The following is a 25,460-nucleotide window of genomic DNA, read 5'->3' as shown; positions in this document are numbered from 1 at the left end:
AACTGATAAATAAAAGCAAAAGGATTTAATCCTTTTGCTTTTTGCTTTCTATAAGTAATTTTCTATATATTTTTATCATAAAGTACTATGAGAAAAAATATAAGGAGAGAAAATATGAAAGATAAAATAGAAAAAAGTAGAGAGATAATATCAGAAAAACTGGACTTACCAAAAGATGTAATTTTAAATCTTCCTAAGATTACTATAATAGGAAATAGTGAGATTACTATAGAAAATCATAAGGGTATAATACTTTTCGAAAGAAATGTTATTAAAATAAATACTAAAGTTAAGGTTATAAATATTCAGGGAGATAACTTTGAGATTTTATACATTGGTGATTCCACTATAACTATAAGTGGAAAATTTAAGTTAATTTCTTACGAGGTGTAATATGAGTGTAGGAGTTTTTGATAGTGGAAAGGTTGTAGTAGAAATTAACATATTAAAACCAGAGAGACTTTTGAACATATTATGGAATGAAAATATTCACATCATCAATGTAAAAAGAATAGATGCAGCTACTATTAGAATAACAATAGATTTTAATGATTATGAAGATGTTACAAATATAATAAAGAAATTAAATGGTAAAAGTAAGGTGATAGGAAGTAGAGGAATTCTTTTTCTTATTGGAAGGTTAAAAAGTAAGATTTTTTTAAGTCTAGGTGCTGGAATTTTTGTTATATTGTTGTTATATTTATCTACTTTTGTATGGAGTATAGAAATTATTACTAAAAAAAATGTATCTCCATATGAAATAAGGCAACAATTATATTCATTAGGGATAAAACCAGGAATTAGCAAGAGAAAAATAGAGTATAAAGATATAGAAAAAAAACTTGAAGATATGAATTCTGATATTTTATGGCTAAGAGCAAGGGTTGAAGGATCAACCTTAAAGATAGTTATTGAAGAAAAAGTAAATCCGCCTGAGATTAAAAAAGGTAAATATGGAAATTTAGTTGCTAAGATGGACGGGGAAGTAAGTAGGGTTTATACTTTCTCGGGAAGATCAGTAGTTCATGAGGGAGAGTATGTCCATGTAGGAGATGTTATAATAGAAGGTATAAATGGTAAAGAAGAAGAACCTTATGAAGTTATACCTGATGGAGTAGTAATGGCAAATACTTTTTATGAAAAAAGTATGGTTGCAAAAGTAAGTGGTACAGAATTAAAAAGAAGTGGAGAAAAAGATAGTGATATTTATGTAACTATTCTTGGAAAGAAAATTTATATTAAAAAAGCTATAAAAGATTTTAAAGAGTATGATAAAATAGAGGAAAGTGGAAAAATCTTTACTAAAATAAATTATTATGAAAAGAAAGAATTTCCAGTAGAATTATCTGAGGAAGAAATAATTAGCAATTCTGTTAAAGCGTTAGAGGAGTCTCTCTATAATAATTTAACAAGGGAAGCAAAAATTGTAGATAGAATAATTAGTACCAAGGAAAATTCAAATAATGAGATTATAGTTAATGTAGTCTTTATTGTAGAGCAAAATATAGTAAATAATGAACCGATAGATTATTAAAACTATCTAGTAAAGGGGGATGAACTTGTTTTTAAAAAAAGATAAGATAAAAGAGAACAAAGGATATAAAAGGGCTTTAGTATATTTAATAGTATTCATTATGACCTATGTGCTCCTATTAACTACTATTGCACCTAAGAAGCATAATTTATCTGTTGGAGATATTGCAACTGTTGATATAAAGGCACCTATAGATACTATTGATGAAATTGCAACACAAGAAAAAATAGAAGAAGCTATAACAAAAGCTAAGGAAGACAAAAAGTACACTGTTAAAAGTGAAGTTAAGACACAAGCAGTGGACAATATAAATAAATTATTTAACAAATTATCTACTGAGATGTCATCCAGCAAGGATGAAAAAGAAAAAATAGTAGAAATTAAAAAAGTAGATGTTTTTAGGCTGACTGACGATGAGTATAGTGTATTATTAGATATAGGAACATCAAAAATTTCAGAAATACAAAATATAACCTTAGAAGCTATAGAAAAAGCTTATAAAAATGATATAGGTGAGAACGACTATGAGGCTTTACAAAAGGCGAAGGATTATGCTGATGAAGAGCTTGTAAATTCTAACCTTCAAAGAAATCTAGAAGATACACTGAGAAATATAGTTTATTCACAAATAAAGCCTAATTTATTTATTGATACTGAAAAAATCGAAGAAAATATAAAAGAAGCACAAAAAAATGTTCAAAAGGAAATAATAAAGAAAAATCAAATTATAGTTAAAGAAGGGGAACCTGTAACTGAAAGACAAATAGAAATATTAAAGGAGCTAGGTTTATTAAATAATGGTTTAACAAAAAGTTATGTAGCTTCCTTTATTTCTTTAGCAATATTAGTTGCATTAATATTATTTATACAATACAGTTATATAGCTAAGGAAAAACCAAATGTATTTAAAGATACTAAATTAATAATATTAATAAGTAGCATAAATATAATTACTATAATACTTTCTATGGGGCTTAATATAATTTCTCCATACTTAATTCCTATAGCCTGTGGTGCTATGCTTATGACCATATTAATAGATTATAGGGTCTCTTTAGTTGTAAATTTATTAAACCTAATATTTGTGGCTATAATAGTAGGTTTTAATCCATCTATTATAGTAATATCTATTCTTAGTATAGTATTGGGTTCTACAGCTTTAAAAAAGGTACAACAAAGGAATGATATTATATATTCAACACTTTATATGACAGTGATTTTATCAGTAGTTACTTTAACTGTAGGTATGATTTCATCCAATAATTTAAAGGAAAATTTAATACAAACTGGTTATACTATTATTGGGGTATTGCTTTCAGGAATACTGGCAGTTGGCTTATTACCATTCTTTGAGTCAATATTTGATGTTGTAACTAATATTAAGTTATTAGAATTATCTAATCCCAATCAGCCACTTATGAAAAAGCTTCTAATGGAGGCGCCAGGAACTTATCATCATAGTATGATGGTAGCTAATTTAGCAGAAGCAGCAACAGAATCCGTAGGAGGAAATCCTGTAATTGCTAGGGTGGGAGCTTATTATCATGATATAGGAAAAACTAAAAGACCTTATTTCTTTGGAGAAAATCAAATAGGAAGGGAAAATCCCCACGATAAGATAACTCCAAATTTAAGTGCCTTAATAATTTTATCCCATACTAAGGATGGAATAGAATTAGCAAAAGAACATAAGATACCACAGGTTATTCAAGATATAATAGTCCAACATCATGGAACAACCTTAGTTAAATACTTTTATTATAAGTTAAAAAACTCTTCGGAAAATCCAGAAGAGGTGAAAGAAGAGGATTTCAGATATTCAGGTCCTATTCCAAATACAAAAGAGTCTGGAATATTGATGTTAGCAGATAGTGTAGAAGCTTCTGTAAGATCAATACCAGAACCAACTAAAGGGAAAATTGAAGAAATGGTCAATAATATAATAAATGATAAATTAAATAATAAGCAACTAATAGATTGTGATTTGACATTGAAAGATATAGAAGTGATAAGAAAAAGTTTTTTAAAGACTTTAGAAGGAATTTATCATCATAGAGTAGAATATCCAACCGAGAAGAAGATAAAAAATTAAATTTTATAAGGGATTTGATAGGGGAGGGTATCATACCTTTCCCTTTAATATTTTTAAATTTATATTATAAAGGAGTAAGATATGTTATATACAGAAAATAGACAAAATAAAATAGAAGTAACAGATGAGTTTATAAATAAAATAACAGAGGTATGTGATTTTGCATTAAAGGAAGAAGGCGTAGATATTGAATATCAAATATCCTTGTTATTTGTTGATAATGAAGAAATACAAGAAATAAATAATGAAACAAGAAATATTGATAGAGAAACAGATGTATTATCCTTCCCTATGCTTGATTTTGAAGAGGGAAAAGTTTATAAGGATATGTATATAAACTATGATTTTGACGAAACTTTTAAGGATGGAGAAGAGTTAATATTAGGTGATATGGTTTTATCATTAGAAAAAGCTTTAGAGCAAAGTGAAGAATATGGTCATTCTTATGAAAGAGAAGTAAGTTATTTAGTTGTTCATTCAATTTTACATTTATTAGGCTATGATCATATGGTTGATGAAGAGAAAATAATAATGAGAAAAAGGGAAGAAGAAATATTAAATAAATTAGATATTAGAAGATAATACTATATTTGGGGGGAGTTTATGAAGATAAAAAAGCTTGTAGAAAGCTTTAATTATGCAATAACAGGGATTATACAAACTGTTAGAACACAAAGAAATATGAAAATTCATTTATTTGCATCTTTATGTGTTCTTTTAGCTTGTTTTGTAATAGATATATCAAAGGCTGAATTTCTTATTTTGGCTATAACAATTACAATGGTTCTCGCAGCAGAAGTTATAAATACAGCTATAGAAGCTACTATAGATATGTCTACCAATCATTATCATCCATTAGCTAAAATTGCAAAAAATGCAGCAGCAGGAGCAGTATTAATTACTGCAATAAATGCTTTAGTAGTAGGATATATTATATTTTGGGATAAGATTTCATTAATTTCTTACGATGTAATTCATAAGATGAAGGAATCAGAACCATATATGGTTTTAATAGCTTTAGTAGTAGTGACCATTGCAACTTTAATAGTAAAATCTATATATGGAGAAGGTACTCCACTAAGAGGAGGAATGCCAAGTGGACATAGTGCCCTTTCATTTTCAATAGCAACTGCATTATCATTAATTACAGAAGAGCCAATATGTATAATGCTAAGTTATTTAATGGCTCTTATAACAGCTCAAAGTAGAGTTGACTCAAATGTTCATTCTATTTTTGAAGTTATTGTAGGGGCATTTTTTGGGACTTTATTAACTTTATTTATATTTACTATATTTAAAATTTAATTTTCTTAAAAAGATGCTAAAAGTGTTTAAGAATGCTATAATTTAAAAAAGCAATGTTATAGAAAAAAGAATTATTTTAAATAAATCCCAATAAGATATTATTAAATTGGGGGTTAAAATTAGGAGGAAAAATGTTTAAATCAGGATTTGTAACAATAGTTGGAAGACCAAACGTTGGTAAGTCAACTTTATTAAATGAAATAATGGGAGAAAAACTTTCCATAGTATCAAATAAACCTCAAACAACAAGAAATAATATACAAACAATTTTAACAGGTGAGAATCATCAAATTGTATTCGTTGATACTCCAGGAATTCATAAGCCTAAGCATAAATTAGGAGAATATATGGTTAATTCAGCCAAAGATTCTATAAAAGAAGTTGATCTTGTATTATTTTTAATAAACCCTGAAGAAGAAATAGGAAGAGGAGATAAATTCATTATAGAAACTTTAAAGAATCAAAAAGCTCCTATATTCTTAGTAGTAAATAAAATAGATGAATTTACTCAAGATAGAGTAGCAAAAACTCTTCAAATGTATTCTCAAGAGTTAGATTTCAAAGAAATAATTCCAATATCAGCATTAAAGGGAAAAAATGTAGATAGATTAGTTGAATTGATGATAGATGCTATGCCGGAAGGTCCTAAGTATTATCCAGATGATATGATAACTGATGTTCAAGAAAGATTTGTAGTATCAGAAATAATAAGAGAAAAAGCTTTAAGAACATTAAGAGAAGAAATTCCTCACGGTATAGCAGTAGATATAATTCAAATGAAGCAAAGTCCAAGTGGTACATGGCACATTGAAGTAGATATGCTTTGTGAAAAAGATTCACATAAAGGAATTATTATAGGTAAAAATGGGCAATGTCTAAAGAAAATAGGGGAAACTGCTAGATATGAAATAGAAAGATTTTTACATTCAAAAGTAAATCTAAAAATATGGGTAAAGGTTAGAAAAGAGTGGAGAGACAATCAAAACCTATTAAAGGAGTTAGGATATAAGAAGGTAAATAAATAGGGGGTTGGTTTTTCTGTCACTACATAAGGTAAATGCCGTAGTTATAAAAACTATGGAATTTAAGGAAAATGATAAATTAGTATGGTTATATACAGATAAATTTGGGAAGATAACTGCTATAGCAAAGGGAGCTAGAAAAAGTAAGAGTAAGTTTTTATCTCTTACTTTACCTTTATGCTATGGTGAGTATGTTTTATTTAAAGGTAAAAATTTATATAACCTTCAAGAAGGTAAGATTATAAATTCATTTCAAGGGTTATTAAATAATTTAGATAAGTTAACTTATTCATCTTATATTTGTGAACTTATAGATATATGTGTTGAAGAAGGAGAAGTAAATGAAAATTTATTTAAGAGTTTTCTAACTTGTATGTATTTACTAAATACTGATGTTTTAGATTATGAAATGTTAATAAGATCCTTTGAAATAAAACTATTAAAAGAAACTGGATATGGTTTAAGCTTAGATAATTGTGCTATTTGCAAGAAAAAGATAGCTGTATCAAACTATATATCACTTTCTCATTATGGTGGAGTTTGTGATGAGTGTCCAAAAGAGCATGGTATTTATATTTCTAAACCAGCATATAATTCTATAAAGTTTTTAATGAAGACACCTATGGATAAGATATATAAATTAAATATAAATGATGAGGTGAAAAGAGATATAAGAAAGATTACAACCTTTATTATATCTTCAAATTATTCTAAAAAACCTAAAAGCTTAGAAATGTTAAATTATATAAAGGAGTGATTATAAATGGAAATAACTTTAGAAAAGGTTGATCAAGTAAGAGAAAGAACAGGGGTTACATACGCTGAAGCAAAAAGTGCACTTGAAATTACTAATGGAGACGTATTAGAGGCAATTATCTATATTGAAGGCATAAAGGAAGCAGATGCAGAAGCTAACAGTAAAATTAAATCAGAAACTATAGATGATTTTAAGAAATGGCTTAAAGACTTAATAAATAAAGGTAATGTTACTAGAATAAGAATAAGTAAGGATGGTAAGGAAATAGTTGATGTTCCTGTTAATGCTGGTATAGCAGCAGGAGTAATTGCAGTTATTATTCCTCCAATTTTAGCTTTTGCTCTTATTGCAGCTGTAGTAACTCAAATAACTGTAGAAATAACTAAAGCTGATGGTAGTGTGGAAGTAGTTAATAAATATATAAGCAAAACTGTTGAAGATATAAAAGATACAGCAACAGATGTAGCTAGTAAGATTAAAAATAAAGTTGATGAAGTTAAAAAAGATAAGTTTAGTAGTGATGATAATAAATCTTATAAAAAGAAATCTCAGGATGAAGAAATAGATGAAAACTCTTTCACATACACTGTGAAATTCGATGATGAAGAGTAAATAAGAGTAAAAGAGAGAGAAACAGGAGATAAAGAGGAATAAAATAAAAGGAATAGGGATATTCAGATAATATGACTGATTTTTCAGAAAATTAAGTATAGTCAAACTTTTATAAAATGTTATAATTAGTATGTAAATATCAAACTAATCAAAATTATCTGAATATTTCCATTAAAGCTAGAAAGAGGGATATATTTGAAGTTATCAGAAAGGCAAGAAGAAATAGTAAGGATAGTTAAAAAAGGACAGCCTGTCACAAGTGAATCTATAGCTGAAAGGCTTGGTGTAACTAGAGCAGCGTTAAGAGCAGATTTAGCTATTTTAACTATGATAGGCATATTAGATGCTAGACCTAAGGTTGGTTATGTATATTTAGGAGAAGCTCAAAATACTAGAGTATTAGAGAATATATCAAAGGTATTAGCTGGCGAAATAATGTCAAAGCCAGTAACAGTAAACGAAGAAACAACAGTATATGATGCAATCGTATTCTTGTTTTTAAATGATGTGGGGACATTATTTATAGAAAGTGAAGGAGTTTTAGTAGGTGCTGTTTCAAGAAAAGATTTTTTAAAAAATGCTATAGGTGGAACTGATATTCATAAGGTGCCAGTTGGTGTTATTATGACAAGAATGCCTAACATAGTTTGTGGTAGTGCAGAAGATAGTGCTTATAATTTAGCAAAAAAAATAATTGAGCATGAAATAGATAGTATTCCTATAGTTGAAAAAATAGAAAGTTCTCCAAAAGATAAAGTGTTATATAGAATAATTGGAAAAATTTCTAAGACTAACATAACTAAACTATTCGTTAAATTGGGAGAGGGAAATTAAAAAATTGGTAATTTTTAAAGGGTAACTGCAGTATGAGAGTACTGTTAGTATATATTACAATTCGATTGAACGGAGGAGTATTGAGATGGAGAAAAAGAAGTATGTTTACCTTTTTAATGAAGGAAATGGGTCAATGAAAAACCTTCTAGGAGGTAAAGGAGCAAATTTATCAGAAATGATTCTACTAGGAATTCCTGTACCACAAGGGTTTACAGTTACTACAGAAGCTTGTAATAAATATTACGAGGATAATAAAGTAATTGCACCAGAAATTATTGAAGAAATTCATCAAAAGATAGCTGAGTTAGAAAAGCTTACAGGTAAAGAGTTTGGTAGCTTAACTAATCCACTTTTAGTATCTGTAAGATCAGGTGCTAGAGCTTCAATGCCAGGTATGATGGATACAGTTTTAAATCTTGGCTTAAACGATGAATCAGTAGTTGCTATAGCAAACTTAACAAATAATCCAAGATTTGCATATGATTCATATAGAAGATTTATTCAAATGTTCTCTGATGTTGTTATGGATATTGAAAAGAGATTATTTGAAAATCTAATAGATGAAATGAAAGAAGAAAAAGGTGTTGAAGTTGATACTGACTTAACTGCGGATGACTTAAAAGTATTAGTAGAAAGATTTAAGGATCTTTATAAAAAGGAAAGAGGAGAAAACTTCCCACAAGATCCTAAGACTCAATTAATTGAATCCATAACAGCTGTATTTAGATCATGGAATAATCCAAGAGCTATTGTTTATAGAAGATTAAATGATATTCCTGGAGAATGGGGTACAGCAGTAAACGTTCAAGAAATGGTATTTGGTAATAAGGGTGAAACTTCAGGAACAGGAGTTGTATTCTCAAGAGACCCTGCAACTGGAGAAAATAAAATATATGGTGAATATTTAATGAATGCTCAAGGGGAAGACGTTGTTGCTGGTATTAGAACACCACTTCCAATTTCAAAATTAGAAGAACAAAATCCTGAAATATATAAGCAATTTACTGATATAGTTCATACATTAGAGAATCACTACAGAGATATGCAAGATATGGAAATAACTATTGAGGAAGGAAAATTATACTTCCTACAAACTAGAAATGGTAAGAGAACAGCTCAAGCAGCATTAAAGATAGCTGTTGACTTAGTTGAAGAAGGAATGCTAACTAAGGAAGAAGCAATATTAAAAGTTGAGCCAACTCAACTTGATTCATTACTTCATCCAACTTTCCATACAGGTGATTTAAAGAAGGCTACTCCAATAGCAAAGGGACTTCCAGCATCACCAGGAGCTGCTTGTGGTAAAATAGCATTTACCGCTGAAGAAGCTAAGGAAAGAAATGAAAAGGGTGAAAGTGTAGTTTTAGTAAGACTAGAAACTTCACCAGAAGATATTGAGGGTATGATAGCTGCTAAGGGTATCTTAACTGTAAGAGGAGGAATGACTTCTCACGCAGCAGTTGTTGCTAGAGGTATGGGAACTTGCTGTGTAGCAGGATGTGGAACTTTAAAGGTTAATGAAGAAGCTAAAACTTTAGAAGTTAATGGAAAAGTTTATACTGCGGATGATTATATTTCTATAGATGGAGCAACAGGTAATGTGTACGGGGAAGCTGTTAATACAGTAACACCAGAAATATCAGGACATTTTGCTATATTTATGGCATGGGCAGATGAAATAAGAAAGTTAAAGGTTAGAACTAATGCTGATTCTCCAAGAGATACTAAGCAAGCAGTAGAATTTGGAGCAGAAGGTATTGGGTTATGTAGAACAGAGCATATGTTCTTTGCTGAAGATAGAATTATGGCAGTTAGAGAAATGATAGTTGCTAAAAATGAAGAGCAAAGAAGAAAGGCTCTTGATAAATTACTTCCAATGCAAAGAGAAGACTTTATTGGAATCTATGAAGCATTAGAAGGCATGCCAGCAACTATAAGATTCTTAGATCCACCACTACATGAGTTCTTACCACACAATGATGAAGATATTCAAGAGTTAGCTAATGACTTAGATATAACTTTTGAAGATTTAAAAGCTACAGTTGATGAATTACATGAATTTAACCCAATGATGGGTCATAGAGGATGTAGATTAGCTGTATCTTATCCAGAAATAGCTGAAATGCAAACTAGAGCAGTTATAGAAGCTGCTATAGATGTTAAAAATAGAAAAGGTTATGACATAGTTCCTGAAATAATGATTCCGCTTGTTGGAGAAATTAAGGAATTAAAATATGTTAAGGATGTAGTTGTTAAGACTGCAGAAGCTGTAATGGAAGAAAAGGGAGTTAAAATAGACTACAAAGTAGGTACTATGATAGAAATCCCAAGAGCTGCATTAACTGCTGATGAAATTGCTAAGGAAGCAGATTTCTTCTCATTTGGTACAAATGACTTAACTCAAATGACATTTGGATTCTCAAGAGATGATGCTGCTAAGTTCTTAACTAGCTACTATGATAAGAAGATCTATGAGCAAGATCCATTTGCTAAGCTTGACCAAACAGGTGTTGGTGCTTTAGTTAAAATAGCAACTGAAAAAGGTAGATCTGTTAAGAGTGACCTTAAGGTTGGAATATGTGGAGAGCACGGTGGAGATCCATCATCTGTAGAATTCTGCCATAACATTGGGTTAGACTATGTTTCATGTTCACCATTTAGAGTGCCACTTGCTAGATTAGCAGCTGCACAAGCTCAAGTTAGAAATAAAAGATAACAACAAATAAGGCTGCCAAAAGCAGCCTTATTTTAATGTAAAATTAAGAATGAAAAATGTAAAATTATTGATGTAATTTGTTCTATATTCTAAATTTTTATATTGTAGTGTCTTCTAAAGGTATTAATAAGTTCATAAGTAAATTCTAATTGATTTTTACTTTTATTAAGACCTTTTTCCATAAGGGAAATAAAAGAATTTTTATTACATCTCCTTATATTCTTATAATAGTCTCTAGATAGCTTCCAAAATTTTTGGGGAAATGCTATATAAGCTAAAATATATTTTAAATCTGAATCAGTTAGATTATTTTCTTCTTTATAAGCATCTAATATATTTAAAGTTAAATTAATTTGCCAATTAGTATTTTCTCTCTTCAAAAGTCTTCTTAGAAAGTAAGAAATATCTCTTGAACAATAATCCATTTTACATTTATCAAAATCTATTAATGATACTTTGTTATCATGAATTAATATATTTTTATTCACATAATCACCATGACAAAGAGAGCGTGATAAGTCATTATTATCTATGGAGGAAGAAACCTCAAAAGAAATTTTGGCAAGTTCTAAATTTTCATCTATGTTATTTAAAAACAGCCTTGAAAACCTATCGTTATACTTGTGAGCATTATTTATACTTATTAGCAGTTGATTAAAATGTTTGGATATAGATTCACTATAATCTTCAAAGCCTTCTCTTTGGCAACTTCCTTGTATTGGTTTAAAATTTTTAGAGGTTTTATGTAATCTTCCAAGAGTTCTAGAAGATAATAAGACATGATTTAAATTATCAAAGTCACATTTTTCTCCATCAAGCCAAGGAGTTAAAATAAATAACATATTTTTATATATAACATATCTACTACCAGTTATAGTTGGTAAGAGCTTTGGTACATCTATTCCATTAATAAAACACCATTCCATTGCAGAATAGACATATAAAAGGTTTTCTTCATTATAATAGACTTTTTTTAAACAAAAACTTTTATCATAAAGGTCTATTCTATATACAGCTCTTTGTTTTTCAGTATCCTTAAATTTTATATTAACTATAGAAGCTTTTTCTAAATTATAATATGGTAGAATTTCTGTTTTAATTTCATCTATAGGAAGAAGTTCATCTTTTAAATTAGACAATAAGTTTTCCATTATTCTCTCCTTTATAATTACTTATTATTAAGATATTAGTAAAAAAAAGAAAATATACTAGGTATTAAATATATAATTATAAAATATGTTTAAATAGAGGAAAATAGAGAAAAATATAGAATATGTTATAAAGAGGTGAGATATATGAATGTAAGAGAAAAAATGGAAGGTTTTGAAAGGTTGACATTAATTAAACAAGCAACATTTAGTAGCGAAACCTTAGGAAGAAAGCGTAAAGAAGAAAATGATTCTATGAGAACTTGTTTTATGGTGGATAGGGATAGAATAATTCATTGCAAATCCTTTAGAAGGCTAAAGCATAAAACTCAAGTTTATATAAAAACTTTTGGAGATCATTATAGAACAAGATTAACTCATACATTAGAAGTATCTCAAATTGCAAGAACCATTGGATTAGGAATTGGATTAAACGAACAATTAATTGAAGCAATAGCCTTAGGTCATGATTTAGGTCACGCAGCCTTTGCACATAATGGTGAAGAAGTATTAAGTTCATTCCTTGAAGAAGGATTTAGACATAATGAGCAAAGCGTTAGAGTAGTTGAAAAGCTTGAAAGAAATGGTAGAGGATTAAATTTATCTGAAGAAGTTATAGATGGAATTTTAAATCACAGTGGTCTAAGTAAAAATAGTAATAATAAAGCAAAAACCTTAGAAGGTAGAGTAGTGAAAGTTAGCGATAAAATCGCTTATTTAAATCATGATATAGATGACTCTATAAGAGCTGGGCTTTTAAGTGAAGACATATTACCAAAAGAAATAATAAAGGTGCTAGGAAAAACCCATTCTGAAAGAATAGATACTTTAGTTAAGGATGTGATCATCAATACTACAGAAGCTTTAAATAATAATGAATTTGATATAGCTTTTAGTGATGAAGTTTGGGAGGCTATGACGGAACTTAGAAGATTTATGTTTAAAAATGTATATCTAGGAGATATTTTAAAGGTAGAGAGAAATAAGGCAAAATTTGTCTTAGAGAATTTAATAAATTATTATTATACTCATGAAAATGAGCTTCCTGGAATATATAAAGAAGTAGCTAAGGAAGAAGGACTAAAAAGAGCTGTAGCGGACTATATATCAGGAATGAGCGATGATTATTGCTTAAATATGTTTAATTCCTTATTTGTTCCGAAGATGGTAATATATTAGATTTTTGGATAAAATAAAATATAAAATGATGAAGGATTTTTTAATTTGATAAAGAATATAAATAAAGAAGCTTTAATAAAAGATTATAAAATTTTTTATTTAAAGAAGGATTTTTATAAAAAATGTCGAAATCAATATAAGTTGACGAAAATTTTTAGTAAGGAGGTGAATCTCCTTGCAGATTTCTGAAGAGATTCTAGAAAAAATTAAAGAAGAAAATGACATAGTAGATATAATATCTGAGTCAGTTAGACTTAAAAAGTCTGGAAGAAGCTTTTCAGGATTATGTCCATTTCATAATGAAAAATCTCCTTCATTTTCAGTTTCTCAAGAAAAACAAATATATAAATGTTTTGGTTGTGGAGAATCAGGAAATGTAATTACTTTTGTTATGAAAAACAAAAACATGACCTTTATAGATGCTGTTAAGTATTTGGCGGATCGAGCTAACATTATTTTAGAAGATGAAAAAAGAGTAAATCCAACTACGAAAAAGAAGGAATTGCTTTATAAAGTAAATGTAGAAGCAGGTAGGTTTTTTTACTCAAATTTAAGAGCTAACAAGACAGCCATAGACTATTTTTTAAATAGAGGAATAAGACAGGAAACTATAAATAGGTTTGGTTTAGGATATGCAAAGGATAGTTGGAACAGTTTATTGTTTCATCTTAGAAAATTAGGCTTTAGTGATAACTTGTTATTAGAGGCAGGATTAGTTTTAACCTCAGAAAAAACAGGGAATAAGTATGATAGATTTAGAAATAGAGTAATGTTTCCAGTTTTTGATTATAGGGGTAAGGTAATAGGTTTTGGTGGTAGAGTTTTAGATGATTCTAAACCAAAGTACTTAAACTCTCCTGAAACACTAGTATTCCAAAAGGGAACTAATTTATATGGTTTAAACTTTGCAATAAAAAGTAATATGAAGGAAAGATACTTCATTATGGTTGAAGGATATATGGATTTAATTACTTTGCATCAATATGGGATTACAAATGTAGTAGCATCTTTAGGTACTGCCTTAACTGTAAATCAAGCGAGGCTTTTAAAAAGATATGCTGATAAAGTAATAATATCTTATGATGCAGATGTAGCAGGTCAAACAGCTACTATGAGAGGATTAGAAATATTAAAGGATGCAGGGTTTGATGTAAGAGTCTTAAGTATTCCACAAGGAAAAGATCCTGATGAGTATGTAAGAGTCAATGGGAAAGATGCATTTATAAAATTAATAAATCAAGCAGAAGGTTTAGTTGAATATAGGATTAAAAAAGCAGGAGAAAATATAAATTTTAAAGATAGTAATGATTTAATAAAGTATGGAAAAAAGGTTACTGAAATTCTGGCAAAGGTAAATCCTATTGAAAAAGATATTTATATAAAAAAAATATCTGAAAACACAGGTATAAGAGAACAAGCGCTATATGATTTATTATCAAGAGAAATGACAAAAAATATACAAAATCAAGAAAATATGAATAAAAAGGAAGAAAATGGAACAAAATTATATAAAGAGCCTGCTTTTGTTAAAGCAGAAAGATCTTTATTAAAATTATGTTTAGAAGAAGAATATTTTGATTATATTTCTAATTTAATAAGCCAAGATGAGTTAATTCTTCCAGAACATAAAGAGATATTTTCTATCATTAAAGAAGCTAAAAAGGGAAATATAAATAATATAGGCACCTTTTTAGAAGCAAAGTGTACCGATTTAAAAACTATTGAGGAAGTTGTAAAAATAAAAGATCAACAAGTCTTAATAGGAAAAGATAATAAGAGATTAATTCAAGATTTAATAAAGCAAATAGATAATTACAAGTTAAATAAAAAGCTCAAAGATTTAAAGCAAAAACAAAAGATGTTGGAAGCACAAGGTAAGATTGAAGAATCTATACAAATTGCAATTGAATTAAAGAAATTGATGGGTAGCTAAAGAGAGGTGTAAGTGCAGTTGGCAATAACGGAAGGAGGTAAAAATATGTTAGATGAAAAAACAAAAGCTAAGCAGGTTAAAAAGGAAAATGATGATAGAAGTAGTAAAATGAATATTGTTAAAAGTCTGCTTGATAAAGGAAAGAAAAATGGTACTTTAACATATAAGGATATAATGGATGAAGTTGAACATATTGACTTAAGTCCAGAACAAATAGAAAAAATTTACGAAGTGTTAGAGTCTATGGGAATAGAAGTTATAGGTGAACCAAGTGGTGAAGAAGAAGTAGAAGAAGAATTAGATTTAACTATTCCAGAAGGTATTGCTATTGATGACCCAGTTAGAATGTACTTAAAAGAAATAGGAAAAGTTCCTCTATTATCATCAGAAGAAGAAATAGAGTTAGCAAATAGAATAGAACAAGGTGACCAAAAAGCTAAAAAGAAATTAGCTGAAGCAAATTTAAGACTTGTTGTAAGTATTGCTAAAAGATACGTTGGTAGAGGTATGTTATTCCTAGACCTTATTCAAGAAGGAAACTTAGGACTTATTAAGGCAGTTGAAAAATTTGATTATAGAAAAGGCTTTAAGTTCTCAACTTATGCTACATGGTGGATAAGACAGGCGATTACAAGAGCTATTGCTGACCAAGCAAGAACTATAAGAATACCAGTTCATATGGTTGAAACTATAAATAAATTAATAAGAGTTCAAAGACAATTATTACAAGAGCTAGGTAGAGATCCATTTCCAGAAGAAATTTCAAAGGTAATGGACTTACCAGTAGATAAGGTTAGAGAAATCCAAAAAATTGCTCAAGAACCAGTGTCATTAGAAACACCTATAGGTGAAGAAGAAGATTCACATTTAGGAGATTTTATACCAGATGATGATGCTCTAGCTCCAGCAGAAGCTGCTGCATTTACAATGCTTAAGGAACAATTAATAAATGTTTTAGATACTTTAACTCCAAGGGAAGAAAAAGTGTTAAGATTAAGATTTGGATTAGATGATGGTAGAGCAAGAACTCTTGAAGAAGTAGGAAAAGAGTTTAATGTAACAAGAGAAAGAATAAGACAAATTGAAGCAAAGGCACTTAGAAAGTTAAGACACCCTTCAAGAAGTAAAAAATTAAAGGATTATTTAGATTAGCACCTACTGGTGCTAATTTTAATTTAGCAAGGAGAAGAAATTTATGGAACTAAGCAAAAGATTAAATTTTATAATTGACAATATTGATAATACATCAGTTTTAGCTGATATAGGAACAGATCATGGATATATTCCTTTGTATGCAGTTCAAAATGGACTATGTAGTAAAGCTATAGCAATTGATATAAATAAGGATCCTTTAGATAAGGCAAAGCTTAATGCTATTTTAGAAGGGGCTGGAGAAGAATTAGAGTTCAGATTAGGAAGTGGTTTTAAGCCTTTAGAAAAAGATGAAGTTGAAGTTGCAATTATTGCTGGTATGGGAGGAAATTTAATAAGAAATATATTAGAAGAAGATTTAGAAAAGGTAAGCTCAATAGGATATTTAGTACTCGTACCTGCACAAAATCCAGAGGTTTTAAGAGAATATCTTTATAATAATGATTATGAAATAATATGTGAAGACCTTTGTGAAGAAGAAGGCATATATTATGAATTATTTAAGGTAAGAAAAAAGGCTGGAGAATCAATAAAGCTAGATTCTATTTATTACGAGGTTAGTCCTAAATTGTTAATGCAAAAGCACCCTTTAATGAAGGAATTCTTAAATTCAAAAGTAGAAAATTATAAAAGAATACTTAGTTTTATAACAGAAAGTACAGTAAATGCTAAAGAAAGAAGATTAGCAATTGAAGAGAAAATAAATGTAATTTCAAATATGATTAATTTTTTATAGGGAAGTATAGTTATGAAAAAAGTTAAAGATATTATTAAAATAATGGAGGACTTTGCTCCATTAAATTTAAAAGAGGACTTTGACAATGTTGGGTTAATGGTTGGAGATAAAGATAAAGAAGTAAAGAAAATTTTACTATCTTTAGATTGCACCTTAGAAGTAATTGAAGAAGCAAAAGAAAAAGGTGCTAATTTAATAATTACTCATCATCCATTGCTTTTTATAAAACCTAAAAGTATAACAACAGATACATTAGTTGGTAAAAAAGTAATAGAACTTATAAAAAATGATATAAATCTTTATTCTAGCCATACTAACTTAGATTCAGCTAGTGGTGGATTAAATGAAACAATAGTAAATATTTTAGGGTATGATTCAAAAGAACTTATGGAAGTAAGTAAAAATGCTAGAAATTCTAATGAAGGTATAGGAAGAGTTATTAGATTAGATAAAGGGATTAAATTAGAAACTTTAGTAAATGAAGTGAAAGAGAAGCTTAATATAGATAGCTTAAAAGTAGTAAAAGCTTCTGATGAAGTTAAAAATATTGCTGTTATTAATGGCAGTGGAAGTGACTTTTTTGATATAGCATATAGAAAAGGAGCTGATTGCATAATAACAGGAGATACAACTTATCACTTTGCAAGTGATTATAAAGAAATGGGAGTATCAATAATTGATACAGGACATTTTTTATCTGAATGGATAGTATTTTTAGAAGTTATTAATAAGCTTAAAGATAAACTTCAAGATACAGAAATAATAGTTTCAGAATATAGTAAAGACCCATACACTTTTGCTTAAGATTGCAAAGCAATCTTTGAATGTATAATGTAGAATGAAGAATATAAAATTAAGATTGTTTTGCGTGGCAAAACTTGAAATGTATTTGTGCGAAGCACCATTTGTTTAAAATCCGGAGAATTTTTCCTTAATTCTACATTTTAAATTTTTAATTTTTAATTACAAAATGTAAGCATTTTTATACCTTTGTGCATAAAATAGTAATAAGATAGCAATTTAGGAGAGATTGTATGGGAAAGTCTTATTATAAAAAAAAGAAAGGCTCGTGGGCAAAGGTATTTCAAGAAGGAGTTAAGGATATATTTGATGGAATAGGAAAAAATATTAGTTCAGGAGGACCAATATTTTTTAGAAATTGTCTTAATCCTGCTGCAAGATTAGTAATTTTTGTTCTTATAATACTTACTCTTTTACTTTCTGGCATAGGATTTTATTCTTGGGTTATATTGCTTATGCTAATTTTAATACTTCAATTTGTTTAAAATGTAAAAAATTTCATTTGTATTATTTATAAAGTTATGATAATATAATTTTTGCGAGTAAGACATGCAATCGCTGCTAGACTTAGATCTAGGAGAGGAAAGTCGGAGCTCCATAGGGCAGGGTGCTGGATAACGTCCAGTCAAGGCGACTTGAAGGAAAGTGCAACAGAGAGATACCGCCTAAGTTAAAAGACATTCTAAAGGTATGATTTAGATGTGTAATTATATATTTTAATTTATTAAAATATATTGCTTAGGTAAGGGTGGAAAGGCGAGGTAAGAGCTCACCAGCATCATGGTGACATGATGGCTATGTAAACCCCACCTGGAGCAAGGTCGAATAGGGAAACATTTTGGGGTTGCCCGCCCCGTTTCCGGGTGTACCGCTTGAGCTTATTGGCAACAATAAGCCTAGATAGATGATTGCTTAATACAGAACTCCGCTTACGGCTTATCTCGCGTAAAAATACAAGTTAATACTTGTTTAATCGTTGAAAACACTAGGTTTTCAGCGAGGGAACATTCCCGAAAAGGGGAAGTAGACTATAACAGAAATGTTAAAGTGTACTTCCTCTTTTTTTGTTGTCTTTTTCTCCAAATTTAAGGAGGGATAAGCAGTGAATTCAAAGAAAAAACGCATCATTTCTACTAAGGAATATAGCACTTCTACAAAAGACATTATACGGTTGGGTTACACACTAGATGAAGTTTATGATTTGTATATTAAGGACTGTGAGGCTAGAGGGCTAAGACCAGAAACGTTAAGGCAATATCATTACTGTATGGTGTCTTTTTATAAATTCATTCCACATAAAACACTAATAGCTGAAATAACTCTTGATACCTTACAAGAGTATCAAACTTTTTGTAAAGATATCAGAGGTAATAAACCTAGAACAGTATATAGCAATATGAAAGGTATAAGATCGTTTTTTTACTGGGCTATGTCAAATAACTATATGAACAGTTACAAGATTAAGTTACCAAAGTCTGAGGCTGTTCCACTAGATATGTATACCCAAGAGGAAATAACAGCATTACTAAAAGAACCAATTATATCAGAAATACGTTTCAGTATGTATATGACTTGGGTAGCTACTAATATATTTGTTTTTACTGGTTGTAGGGCAAGAACAATTATAGACATTAGGATAGGTGATGTAGACCTAGAAAATCAGCTTTTATTTTTTAGGCATACAAAGAACGGTAAGCCTCACGTAGTACCACTACCAACTCATTTACTACCTATAGTAAAAAAGTATATAAAGATAAGATTACAGAATGAGGAACAGGACATTGATGTAAATGAGTTGCCACTTTTATGTAATGCTTATGGGGAGCAATTAACGGTTAAGAAGTTGGACAAGTATTTTAGAGAATACAACAACAGTAGAGGAGTTACTAGAACAGGTATGCACTCATTTAGACGTTTTTATATAAAGTCATTAGTGTTACAAGGTGTGCCAATACCTAAGATAATGCATTTAGTACAGCATAGTACACCTAACCTAATAGCACATTATTCAAAGATGTACCCAAGAGACTTAACAGCAGATGTTGAGGAGTTTGCTAATAGTATTAAGCAAGTAAAGGGAACAAGATTAAAAACAAGGATAAGATAGATAAAGAAAAAGAGGGTAGGTCGGCAAACCTAGCCCTCGCAGTTAACATACCCAACCGACTAAAACTGAATATGTAATAACTATCTTTATTCTACAGCAAGGCAATGCTGTTGTAAAGGGGTTATATAAGTCAGCTATGCACTGGACTGACTATAAATAATTCTAGTGGTTACATAGAGCCAACGCAGAAAATCTATGGGGTATAGTTTAATTACCTTAGTTATAAAGCTATATCCTTAGTCGGGTACATATGACCGATTAACAAATTATATGGGTTGTTTTAGGGAACTGGTACGAAAGTACGGGAGTTAAGTCACAGTTACACTTTATAGGGCAACAGTTTATAAAGTGGTAAAGGCTTAACTATAACTAAGGTGTTGAGTGAGGGATACAATGCGTATACTCGGTATTAACAATGTCCTAAGAGTAATTTCTTAGGGCTTATTATATTCGCTCAGAACGTGTCCACGTGCCTCGGTATTATAACGCTACGCTACTGTAAAGTAAAGTCAATACTAACTTTACAATTATAATAGTCAACATAAAATTAACTTGATATAGGAGTGATGAAACAATGAAGAAACTAACAACTAAAGGTATTAAGTGTCCAAACTGTAGTAGTATGGCTACAGTATCAGAACATAAGTTAAGTCATAATGGTGCTAGACTAGCAGGAACGGGTGCTATATTCTCAATAACAATAATAGGAGCAGTTATCGGAGTACCTATGATCTTTATAGGTCTAGGAATGATGATAGCTGGACTATTCACGGGAAAAGAGTATAAAAATAAATGCAAGAGTTGTAAATATCAATGGACAACAGTAGGACTACTAAAAAATAAAAGATTATATTAGAGGATCAGCAGTAATGCTGGTCTATTTTTATATGGGTGTCACAAATTCTCTAACGATTTACGTATTAGTAGTGTAAACCAGTGATGTTGCTGGAGTATATGTCTGAACGGTAGGGACTAGTATTAAAGCTGGTTCCTCTTCTTATATTATAAACAATAGGAGGACTAATTATGAATAGAGAAATAAGTGAGGTAAGAGAAAATACAGAGAAGGTATATAACGTACCAGTACCATCACACCCAGAACTTATTAAGAATAAAGAGTATGACGCTAGAGCATATGCACTGGCACTGTTAGAGAGTAGACGTGGAGATAAGGAGCAACATAGATATATAAACTTGAACGACTTCAAGCAAGACACCAAAACAATAGCAAGTAAATATAATATATCTACTAAGACACTAAGCAGGTATATAATAAACATTAAGAAGTTGCAGAACGTATTTAAGGGTACGGAGATAAATATAGTTAATTCATTTGCTACAGAGAATGGAGAACTATACATACAGTTAATGAGCAAGATTAGCAGTAGATACTATGTATTAATACCGTCTAACGTACTCTATAAGATGTTAGTAACCACTAGGAGAGATGTTATTAAGACATTTATAACTCTGCTGTATACTCTAAAGGACAAGAATACGGGCAAGTATATAGAAAGACAGGTAACATATAACTACTTACTAAACAAAGTAGGAATGAGCCAAACAAGCACTAAAGCAATGTGTGCAATATTGGGGTTGTTGCAAGATATGAGGCTAATACAGGTTAGACAAGTAGAAAGCACCCATTACAACACTGAGACATTAAAGGCAACCCCTAAAACTGTTAATATGATCAGTATTCACCCCGAGTATTTACAACTAGTTGAGGACGTTGCTAATGGTTACATAACAGAGCAGGTGCCACAGCCAGATATTATGACAGCAGAAGAAACAGAAGAAGTAAGTAGACAAGAAAAAGAGTTTGTTGTTGCAGATATGTACATATAAGACGGGAGCCATAAAAGGCTCTCTTTTTTGTTGTGGTTGGTAGGGTATGTTAAAAATGATTACATAGTGGACAAAAAAGCCCTGCTCGAGCACCCAAAAAAGCCCTGCTCCAAGACCCAAAAAAGCCCTCCAAAATAGATAGCTTAGTACTACATAGAAAAGTAATAAAGAGAATATAGTTCCTTCGGAACAATGATATAAACGACATAGAAGTAGTTACTATCTTATAAAACAAAATATATAGTATGATAGATAGGTAAACCACATATGGAGTGGCTGGAGTACATCACTACTATTGTTTCAAATAGAAAAAGAGGCAGACTGTTAAGTCCACCTCTAAACTCTAATGTTTCTAAGATAACCCTTTAAGTTGGTTCAATAGCTTATTAATAGTCCCGTCTTGTGGGTTTATGTAATATAAGTTAAATACTGTTTGGTGGTTGATCCTCTCATTATGTTTATTAACCTCTGGGGCTGGGATAATTCCACCTAATACATTCCATACAGCCTTAACCTCTTCTAATTCTGATACCTTTCTAACTCTTTCAGCCTCTAGCTTTTTATGTAGCTTTTCTAGTTCTTCCTTACCTTTAATGTGTAGTTCCTCTAGTTCTGTATTAATAACAGCGTGGTACTCTTTAATAACTGGGTATAGTGTTTCTAGGTTGCTTTTAATATAAGCTATACGTCCTGTCCTTACTTGTTCTAAGGCTTTTTCTAATCTGTTTAAATCTGCTTTAACCTTTTCTAGTTCCTCAGCTACTTCTAAGTTTCGATCTATATTACCTATAGCCCCTGTAACTTTATATTCTCTTTCTAACTCTGCTACCTTAGTGCTGTGCTGATCTATTAACGCTATAACCTCTATTTGTTTTGTGTCATAATCAGCCACCTTATTACTGATAACCTCTAAGGCGTCTAATATACTCTTTCTATTTGCTTTAATCTCTTTTATATTTTCCATATTATCTGATCTCCTCTTTCTTTTTATATTGTTGTTATCCTGTTAGCACTAACGCCATAGCCTTCTAATAGCGTTTTTACTGTGCTTGTAAGTTCATAGTAGAACCTTTTTACTTCCTGCCTCTTATCGGTGTTTAAGGCGTCTGTAGGTGTTTCTAGTATCATAGTATATAAAAGCCCTAAGAAGTCTATAAACGCTGTTATATAGTCGGCTGTGTCGTCGGGTGCACTGAATATATAGCCCTGTGTTCTTAGATCATACTGTCTAGCTTGATCCAGTTCATTGATTAGCTTTTGAACGTTCTCCTGTGTAGCCTCCCAAGCCTGTAGTTCCTTTACCTGCTGTTCTTCTATAGTACTTAATACGTTATGGTGTTTTAACAATAGGTCTATTGCCTTAGCCTCTCCTGCTAATGCCTTAGTAAAAAGAACTTTCTTAATACTATTGAATGCCTGTAGTGCGTTTATCTCCTCAGCCTCAGACCCTAAGTTCTCCTTGTCTAATTCTCTAATCTGTTGTAATACTTCAACGTATTCACTAGCTACTGGCTCCTTTAATAGCCTATGTAACGTTGCCCTTGACTTTCCAGCTATATTAGCTACCTCGTCGTTATTAAGTCCTAGAACGTCTTTCATAACATAGGCGTCCAGCATTTTAATAGTGTCGCTGTCTAGCTGTTGGGCTAATTTCTCTCTTTGTTCTATAAGTTCTAATCTAGTTTTCATCTGGTGCCCCCTTTGTTTTTAAGTGGGTGTCTATAACGTTCAAGGATAAAAGTATTATCTCAGTTGATCCCTTACCCAAGTAGTGCTCTGATAACTCTACTAATTTGTTTTTAAATGGAGTTGTTATCCCTCTGGTACCGTGTATCATCATTGAAACGTAAGCCCCACTAACTCCCAATTGTTCTGCTAGTTCTCCAACTGTATGACCTGTATACCTTTGTAGAACCCTCAGTAATAAAATATATGTATTATCTGAATATATCATTTTATACCCCCTGTATTTTAGTTAAAAAGAAGTCCCAGCACTGGGTGTTGGCTGGGAATAGTATAGTAATGTACTACGGTGTCCTCTATAATTGCTGTTGTTTCAGCTTTAAACTCATTTGGAAGGGGTGGCAGGAACCACCTTTCCATATACCTATATAACTGTTGTTAAGTTTTTTAAGTAATAAGCGTAATGTTTTAAAGTTTTTTTCTATAGCCTCTTCTAATAGCTGTTAGTAGTAGTGTTAGCTACTGTAGTACATTTCTTTTCCTTTTCCGTGGGGTTGTTTCAACAGTAGCATAGTAGTAGCTTGTATACCTGCCTGCACGTTATATAAACGGTAGAAGTGCCGAAAATAGGGGGTTAGGGGGTTTCTTTATGTAGCAGGCGTGGGCGTGTATATGTGTAGCAGGAGTGTAGTAGTTATGTAGTTATTTTGTTTCCAACTGTAGCATAAACAAAAAAAAGAAGAGGCTTTGTTCCTCTTCTGATTATCCTTCTATATTATTCATACTTTTTCTTTTTGCTTGTTCTCTTTTGATAGTTGCCTCTGATATTCCTGTCATTTGTGCCACCTGCTTAATGCTATGCGTCTTTCTTAACTCCATAGCGTGATCTAGTTGTACCTTACTATATTTCTGTGGTCTACCTTCTCTAAAACCTTCTTTTGTCTTAGCTATAGCTTTTCCCTCTTGTGTTCTCTCAACGATCATATCTCTTTCAAATTCAGCAAACGCAAAAAATATTTGTCTTACTAACTTACTAGCTGGGGTATTGTCAAGCATACCCATATTAAGTATATAAACTTTAATACCCCTGTCTAATAGTTCCTGCACTAATTCTGCCCCAGCTATAGCACTTCTAGCCATACGATCTAATTTAGTTACTGCCAATGTGTCTCCAGCTTGTAACTTTTCTAATAGTTCATTTAGTATTGGTCTATCTTTCTTTGTTCCTGTGTAGCTTTCGCTATATATTTCTGTGGCTCCTGCCTCTTTTAACGCTCTCTCTTGAACCTCTAAGCTGTTCCCGTCTTTTTGTCCTGCTGTACTTACTCTTGCATATCCGTATATTGCCATTTTATTACCTCTTCTTTCGATTTATTTTTGATCCTAAGTTTTGATCTATTCTTGATACTGATTATATGGTAACGCTGTTCTTTTGTCAATAGATAGTTCAAAACTTTTAAGTTATGAGCCACTTTTTTATAAGGGGGGCTATTTTTGAACTGGGGGCTCTTTAACAGTAGGGGACTATTATTCAAGTTCTGGGCGCTATGTTTTAATGTACCTGTAATTTATGATCCATAACAGCAGGAACGCCATAACAACTTTATATAACGTTATATAGTGGCTATGTGGGCTCTTGTGGCTCCTGTCTTTTATTCCTCTATAACTTCTATTATCTGGGCTAATAAACTGTGTAGTAGTGTTGTAGTAGTTCTGTGGTTAGTTCCCTCTGTGGTTCCTCCTGCTCCTTCTGCTCTTGCTGTTCTATTATCTGTTGTTGTTTTGTTGTTCTCTTCTCTTGTTCTCTCTTGCTGTTCTCTCTGCTCCTGTTGATCCTCTAGTTGATCTGTTGGCTGTCTCCTGCTAGTGCCCATAATGTCACCCCCTCACCTCCCCAAGTACCCCCTATTTCAGCCCCGCAGTTAGTGCCTAAAAAATTTACATATTATTTTTGTACTGTCTCAGCCTTAAACTGTTCCTATTAGTTGCCCTGTGTTGCTT

Annotated in this window: 25 protein-coding genes and 1 other RNA gene; 20 read left to right on the top strand and 6 right to left on the bottom strand. The window is 30.8% G+C overall.

The window, feature by feature from the left end; translation table 11 throughout:
* Window positions 1–114 precede the first annotated feature (114 nt).
* The 10 genes from yqfC (at window position 115) to ppdK (ending at window position 10,872) form a co-directional block, all read left to right on the top strand.
* Window positions 115–393, top strand: coding sequence for a sporulation protein YqfC (yqfC, locus tag BN6774_RS14135; RefSeq protein WP_066894893.1), 279 nt, complete (start codon window positions 115–117; stop codon window positions 391–393).
* Between the two features lies 1 nt (window position 394).
* A complete protein-coding gene (gene yqfD, locus BN6774_RS14130) occupies window positions 395–1,534 on the top strand; it encodes a sporulation protein YqfD (protein ID WP_066894891.1) in 1,140 nt (379 codons plus the stop codon).
* A 19-nt stretch (window positions 1,535–1,553) separates the two neighbouring features.
* Window positions 1,554–3,626 carry an HD family phosphohydrolase gene (locus BN6774_RS14125; protein WP_066894889.1) on the top strand — a complete coding sequence of 691 codons (2,073 nt, stop codon included), beginning with the start codon at window positions 1,554–1,556 and terminating at the stop codon, window positions 3,624–3,626.
* Between the two features lie 81 nt (window positions 3,627–3,707).
* Complete coding sequence (gene ybeY, locus BN6774_RS14120) at window positions 3,708–4,208, top strand: rRNA maturation RNase YbeY (RefSeq protein WP_066894887.1); 501 nt, start codon at window positions 3,708–3,710, stop codon at window positions 4,206–4,208.
* Between the two features lie 21 nt (window positions 4,209–4,229).
* Window positions 4,230–4,931, top strand: coding sequence for a diacylglycerol kinase (locus BN6774_RS14115; protein WP_066894885.1), 702 nt, complete (start codon window positions 4,230–4,232; stop codon window positions 4,929–4,931).
* Window positions 4,932–5,062: 131 nt separating this feature from the next.
* Window positions 5,063–5,956 carry a GTPase Era gene (gene era, locus BN6774_RS14110; RefSeq protein ID WP_066894883.1) on the top strand — a complete coding sequence of 298 codons (894 nt, stop codon included), beginning with the start codon at window positions 5,063–5,065 and terminating at the stop codon, window positions 5,954–5,956.
* 4 nt (window positions 5,957–5,960) lie between these two features.
* A complete protein-coding gene (recO, locus tag BN6774_RS14105; protein WP_066894881.1) occupies window positions 5,961–6,710 on the top strand; it encodes a DNA repair protein RecO in 750 nt (249 codons plus the stop codon).
* Between the two features lie 6 nt (window positions 6,711–6,716).
* The gene (locus BN6774_RS14100; protein ID WP_066894879.1) at window positions 6,717–7,322 is read left to right on the top strand and encodes a DUF4342 domain-containing protein; all 606 of its coding nucleotides are present in this window, start codon (window positions 6,717–6,719) and stop codon (window positions 7,320–7,322) included.
* A gap of 195 nt (window positions 7,323–7,517) precedes the next feature.
* Window positions 7,518–8,156, top strand: a complete 639-nt coding sequence (locus BN6774_RS14095; protein ID WP_066894877.1) for a transcriptional regulator CcpN — start codon at window positions 7,518–7,520, stop codon at window positions 8,154–8,156.
* An 85-nt stretch (window positions 8,157–8,241) separates the two neighbouring features.
* Window positions 8,242–10,872 carry a pyruvate, phosphate dikinase gene (ppdK, locus tag BN6774_RS14090; protein ID WP_066894875.1) on the top strand — a complete coding sequence of 877 codons (2,631 nt, stop codon included), beginning with the start codon at window positions 8,242–8,244 and terminating at the stop codon, window positions 10,870–10,872.
* 89 nt (window positions 10,873–10,961) lie between these two features.
* Here the strand turns inward: ppdK and BN6774_RS14085 are convergent, their stop codons facing one another.
* Window positions 10,962–12,023, bottom strand: coding sequence for a CotS family spore coat protein (locus BN6774_RS14085; RefSeq protein ID WP_066894873.1), 1,062 nt, complete (start codon window positions 12,021–12,023; stop codon window positions 10,962–10,964).
* Window positions 12,024–12,167: 144 nt separating this feature from the next.
* Between BN6774_RS14085 and BN6774_RS14080 the strand changes: the two genes are divergently transcribed.
* The 10 genes from BN6774_RS14080 to BN6774_RS14035 all read left to right on the top strand — a co-directional run bounded on the left by BN6774_RS14080 (window position 12,168) and on the right by BN6774_RS14035 (window position 21,776).
* Window positions 12,168–13,199 carry a deoxyguanosinetriphosphate triphosphohydrolase gene (locus BN6774_RS14080; RefSeq protein ID WP_066894871.1) on the top strand — a complete coding sequence of 344 codons (1,032 nt, stop codon included), beginning with the start codon at window positions 12,168–12,170 and terminating at the stop codon, window positions 13,197–13,199.
* A 175-nt stretch (window positions 13,200–13,374) separates the two neighbouring features.
* Complete coding sequence (dnaG, locus tag BN6774_RS14075) at window positions 13,375–15,132, top strand: DNA primase (protein WP_066894869.1); 1,758 nt, start codon at window positions 13,375–13,377, stop codon at window positions 15,130–15,132.
* A 45-nt stretch (window positions 15,133–15,177) separates the two neighbouring features.
* Window positions 15,178–16,284 carry an RNA polymerase sigma factor RpoD gene (gene rpoD / locus BN6774_RS14070; RefSeq protein ID WP_066894866.1) on the top strand — a complete coding sequence of 369 codons (1,107 nt, stop codon included), beginning with the start codon at window positions 15,178–15,180 and terminating at the stop codon, window positions 16,282–16,284.
* A 43-nt stretch (window positions 16,285–16,327) separates the two neighbouring features.
* A complete protein-coding gene (locus tag BN6774_RS14065; RefSeq protein WP_066894864.1) occupies window positions 16,328–17,020 on the top strand; it encodes a tRNA (adenine(22)-N(1))-methyltransferase in 693 nt (230 codons plus the stop codon).
* 12 nt (window positions 17,021–17,032) lie between these two features.
* Complete coding sequence (locus BN6774_RS14060; protein ID WP_066894862.1) at window positions 17,033–17,824, top strand: Nif3-like dinuclear metal center hexameric protein; 792 nt, start codon at window positions 17,033–17,035, stop codon at window positions 17,822–17,824.
* A 230-nt stretch (window positions 17,825–18,054) separates the two neighbouring features.
* Window positions 18,055–18,306, top strand: a complete 252-nt coding sequence (locus tag BN6774_RS14055) for a hypothetical protein (protein WP_066894861.1) — start codon at window positions 18,055–18,057, stop codon at window positions 18,304–18,306.
* A 54-nt stretch (window positions 18,307–18,360) separates the two neighbouring features.
* An RNA gene (rnpB, locus tag BN6774_RS14050) (RNase P RNA component class A) lies at window positions 18,361–18,769 on the top strand.
* Between the two features lie 154 nt (window positions 18,770–18,923).
* Window positions 18,924–19,928, top strand: a complete 1,005-nt coding sequence (locus tag BN6774_RS14045) for a tyrosine-type recombinase/integrase (protein ID WP_066894859.1) — start codon at window positions 18,924–18,926, stop codon at window positions 19,926–19,928.
* 574 nt (window positions 19,929–20,502) lie between these two features.
* A complete protein-coding gene (locus tag BN6774_RS14040; protein WP_066894857.1) occupies window positions 20,503–20,784 on the top strand; it encodes a DUF5362 family protein in 282 nt (93 codons plus the stop codon).
* A gap of 170 nt (window positions 20,785–20,954) precedes the next feature.
* Window positions 20,955–21,776 carry a hypothetical protein gene (locus BN6774_RS14035; protein WP_066894855.1) on the top strand — a complete coding sequence of 274 codons (822 nt, stop codon included), beginning with the start codon at window positions 20,955–20,957 and terminating at the stop codon, window positions 21,774–21,776.
* Window positions 21,777–22,128: 352 nt separating this feature from the next.
* Here the strand turns inward: BN6774_RS14035 and BN6774_RS14030 are convergent, their stop codons facing one another.
* From BN6774_RS14030 to BN6774_RS14010, 5 genes are all read right to left on the bottom strand, one after another.
* Window positions 22,129–22,740: a coiled-coil domain-containing protein gene (locus BN6774_RS14030; protein WP_066894854.1), complete on the bottom strand. Its 612-nt coding sequence runs from the start codon at window positions 22,738–22,740 to the stop codon at window positions 22,129–22,131.
* Between the two features lie 23 nt (window positions 22,741–22,763).
* Window positions 22,764–23,465 (bottom strand): hypothetical protein, encoded by a 702-nt coding sequence (locus tag BN6774_RS14025; protein WP_066894852.1) that lies wholly within the window; start codon window positions 23,463–23,465, stop codon window positions 22,764–22,766.
* Complete coding sequence (locus tag BN6774_RS14020) at window positions 23,455–23,730, bottom strand: helix-turn-helix domain-containing protein (protein WP_066894850.1); 276 nt, start codon at window positions 23,728–23,730, stop codon at window positions 23,455–23,457. The genes BN6774_RS14025 and BN6774_RS14020 overlap by 11 nt, the downstream gene beginning before the upstream one ends.
* 491 nt (window positions 23,731–24,221) lie before the next feature.
* Window positions 24,222–24,809: a recombinase family protein gene (locus BN6774_RS14015; RefSeq protein WP_066894848.1), complete on the bottom strand. Its 588-nt coding sequence runs from the start codon at window positions 24,807–24,809 to the stop codon at window positions 24,222–24,224.
* Window positions 24,810–25,111: 302 nt separating this feature from the next.
* Window positions 25,112–25,333 (bottom strand): hypothetical protein, encoded by a 222-nt coding sequence (locus tag BN6774_RS14010; protein ID WP_066894846.1) that lies wholly within the window; start codon window positions 25,331–25,333, stop codon window positions 25,112–25,114.
* Window positions 25,334–25,460: the final 127 nt, after the last annotated feature.

Source organism: Clostridium nigeriense (assembly GCF_900086595.1).
In the GTDB taxonomy this organism is placed as follows: domain Bacteria; phylum Bacillota; class Clostridia; order Clostridiales; family Clostridiaceae; genus Clostridium; species Clostridium nigeriense.
Note: the sequence above shows the minus strand (reverse complement) of the source record. Positions and strands in the feature narration are given on the sequence as shown.

What these genes read in the sequence shown, in the direction of transcription:
- BN6774_RS14040 (WP_066894857.1), top strand. Translation starts at nt 20,503, where the DNA reads ATGAAGAAACTAACAACTAAAGGTATTAAGTGTCCAAACTGTAGTAGT.
- BN6774_RS14030 (WP_066894854.1), bottom strand. Translation starts at nt 22,740, where the DNA reads ATGGAAAATATAAAAGAGATTAAAGCAAATAGAAAGAGTATATTAGAC.
- BN6774_RS14025 (WP_066894852.1), bottom strand. Translation starts at nt 23,465, where the DNA reads ATGAAAACTAGATTAGAACTTATAGAACAAAGAGAGAAATTAGCCCAA.
- BN6774_RS14085 (WP_066894873.1), bottom strand. Translation starts at nt 12,023, where the DNA reads ATGGAAAACTTATTGTCTAATTTAAAAGATGAACTTCTTCCTATAGAT.
- BN6774_RS14065 (WP_066894864.1), top strand. Translation starts at nt 16,328, where the DNA reads ATGGAACTAAGCAAAAGATTAAATTTTATAATTGACAATATTGATAAT.
- ppdK (WP_066894875.1), top strand. Translation starts at nt 8,242, where the DNA reads ATGGAGAAAAAGAAGTATGTTTACCTTTTTAATGAAGGAAATGGGTCA.
- yqfC (WP_066894893.1), top strand. Translation starts at nt 115, where the DNA reads ATGAAAGATAAAATAGAAAAAAGTAGAGAGATAATATCAGAAAAACTG.
- BN6774_RS14060 (WP_066894862.1), top strand. Translation starts at nt 17,033, where the DNA reads ATGAAAAAAGTTAAAGATATTATTAAAATAATGGAGGACTTTGCTCCA.
- BN6774_RS14015 (WP_066894848.1), bottom strand. Translation starts at nt 24,809, where the DNA reads ATGGCAATATACGGATATGCAAGAGTAAGTACAGCAGGACAAAAAGAC.
- ybeY (WP_066894887.1), top strand. Translation starts at nt 3,708, where the DNA reads ATGTTATATACAGAAAATAGACAAAATAAAATAGAAGTAACAGATGAG.
- yqfD (WP_066894891.1), top strand. Translation starts at nt 395, where the DNA reads ATGAGTGTAGGAGTTTTTGATAGTGGAAAGGTTGTAGTAGAAATTAAC.
- BN6774_RS14055 (WP_066894861.1), top strand. Translation starts at nt 18,055, where the DNA reads ATGGGAAAGTCTTATTATAAAAAAAAGAAAGGCTCGTGGGCAAAGGTA.
- BN6774_RS14115 (WP_066894885.1), top strand. Translation starts at nt 4,230, where the DNA reads ATGAAGATAAAAAAGCTTGTAGAAAGCTTTAATTATGCAATAACAGGG.
- BN6774_RS14020 (WP_066894850.1), bottom strand. Translation starts at nt 23,730, where the DNA reads ATGATATATTCAGATAATACATATATTTTATTACTGAGGGTTCTACAA.
- BN6774_RS14035 (WP_066894855.1), top strand. Translation starts at nt 20,955, where the DNA reads ATGAATAGAGAAATAAGTGAGGTAAGAGAAAATACAGAGAAGGTATAT.
- BN6774_RS14010 (WP_066894846.1), bottom strand. Translation starts at nt 25,333, where the DNA reads ATGGGCACTAGCAGGAGACAGCCAACAGATCAACTAGAGGATCAACAG.
- era (WP_066894883.1), top strand. Translation starts at nt 5,063, where the DNA reads ATGTTTAAATCAGGATTTGTAACAATAGTTGGAAGACCAAACGTTGGT.
- BN6774_RS14100 (WP_066894879.1), top strand. Translation starts at nt 6,717, where the DNA reads ATGGAAATAACTTTAGAAAAGGTTGATCAAGTAAGAGAAAGAACAGGG.
- BN6774_RS14080 (WP_066894871.1), top strand. Translation starts at nt 12,168, where the DNA reads ATGAATGTAAGAGAAAAAATGGAAGGTTTTGAAAGGTTGACATTAATT.
- rpoD (WP_066894866.1), top strand. Translation starts at nt 15,178, where the DNA reads ATGTTAGATGAAAAAACAAAAGCTAAGCAGGTTAAAAAGGAAAATGAT.
- BN6774_RS14125 (WP_066894889.1), top strand. Translation starts at nt 1,554, where the DNA reads ATGAACTTGTTTTTAAAAAAAGATAAGATAAAAGAGAACAAAGGATAT.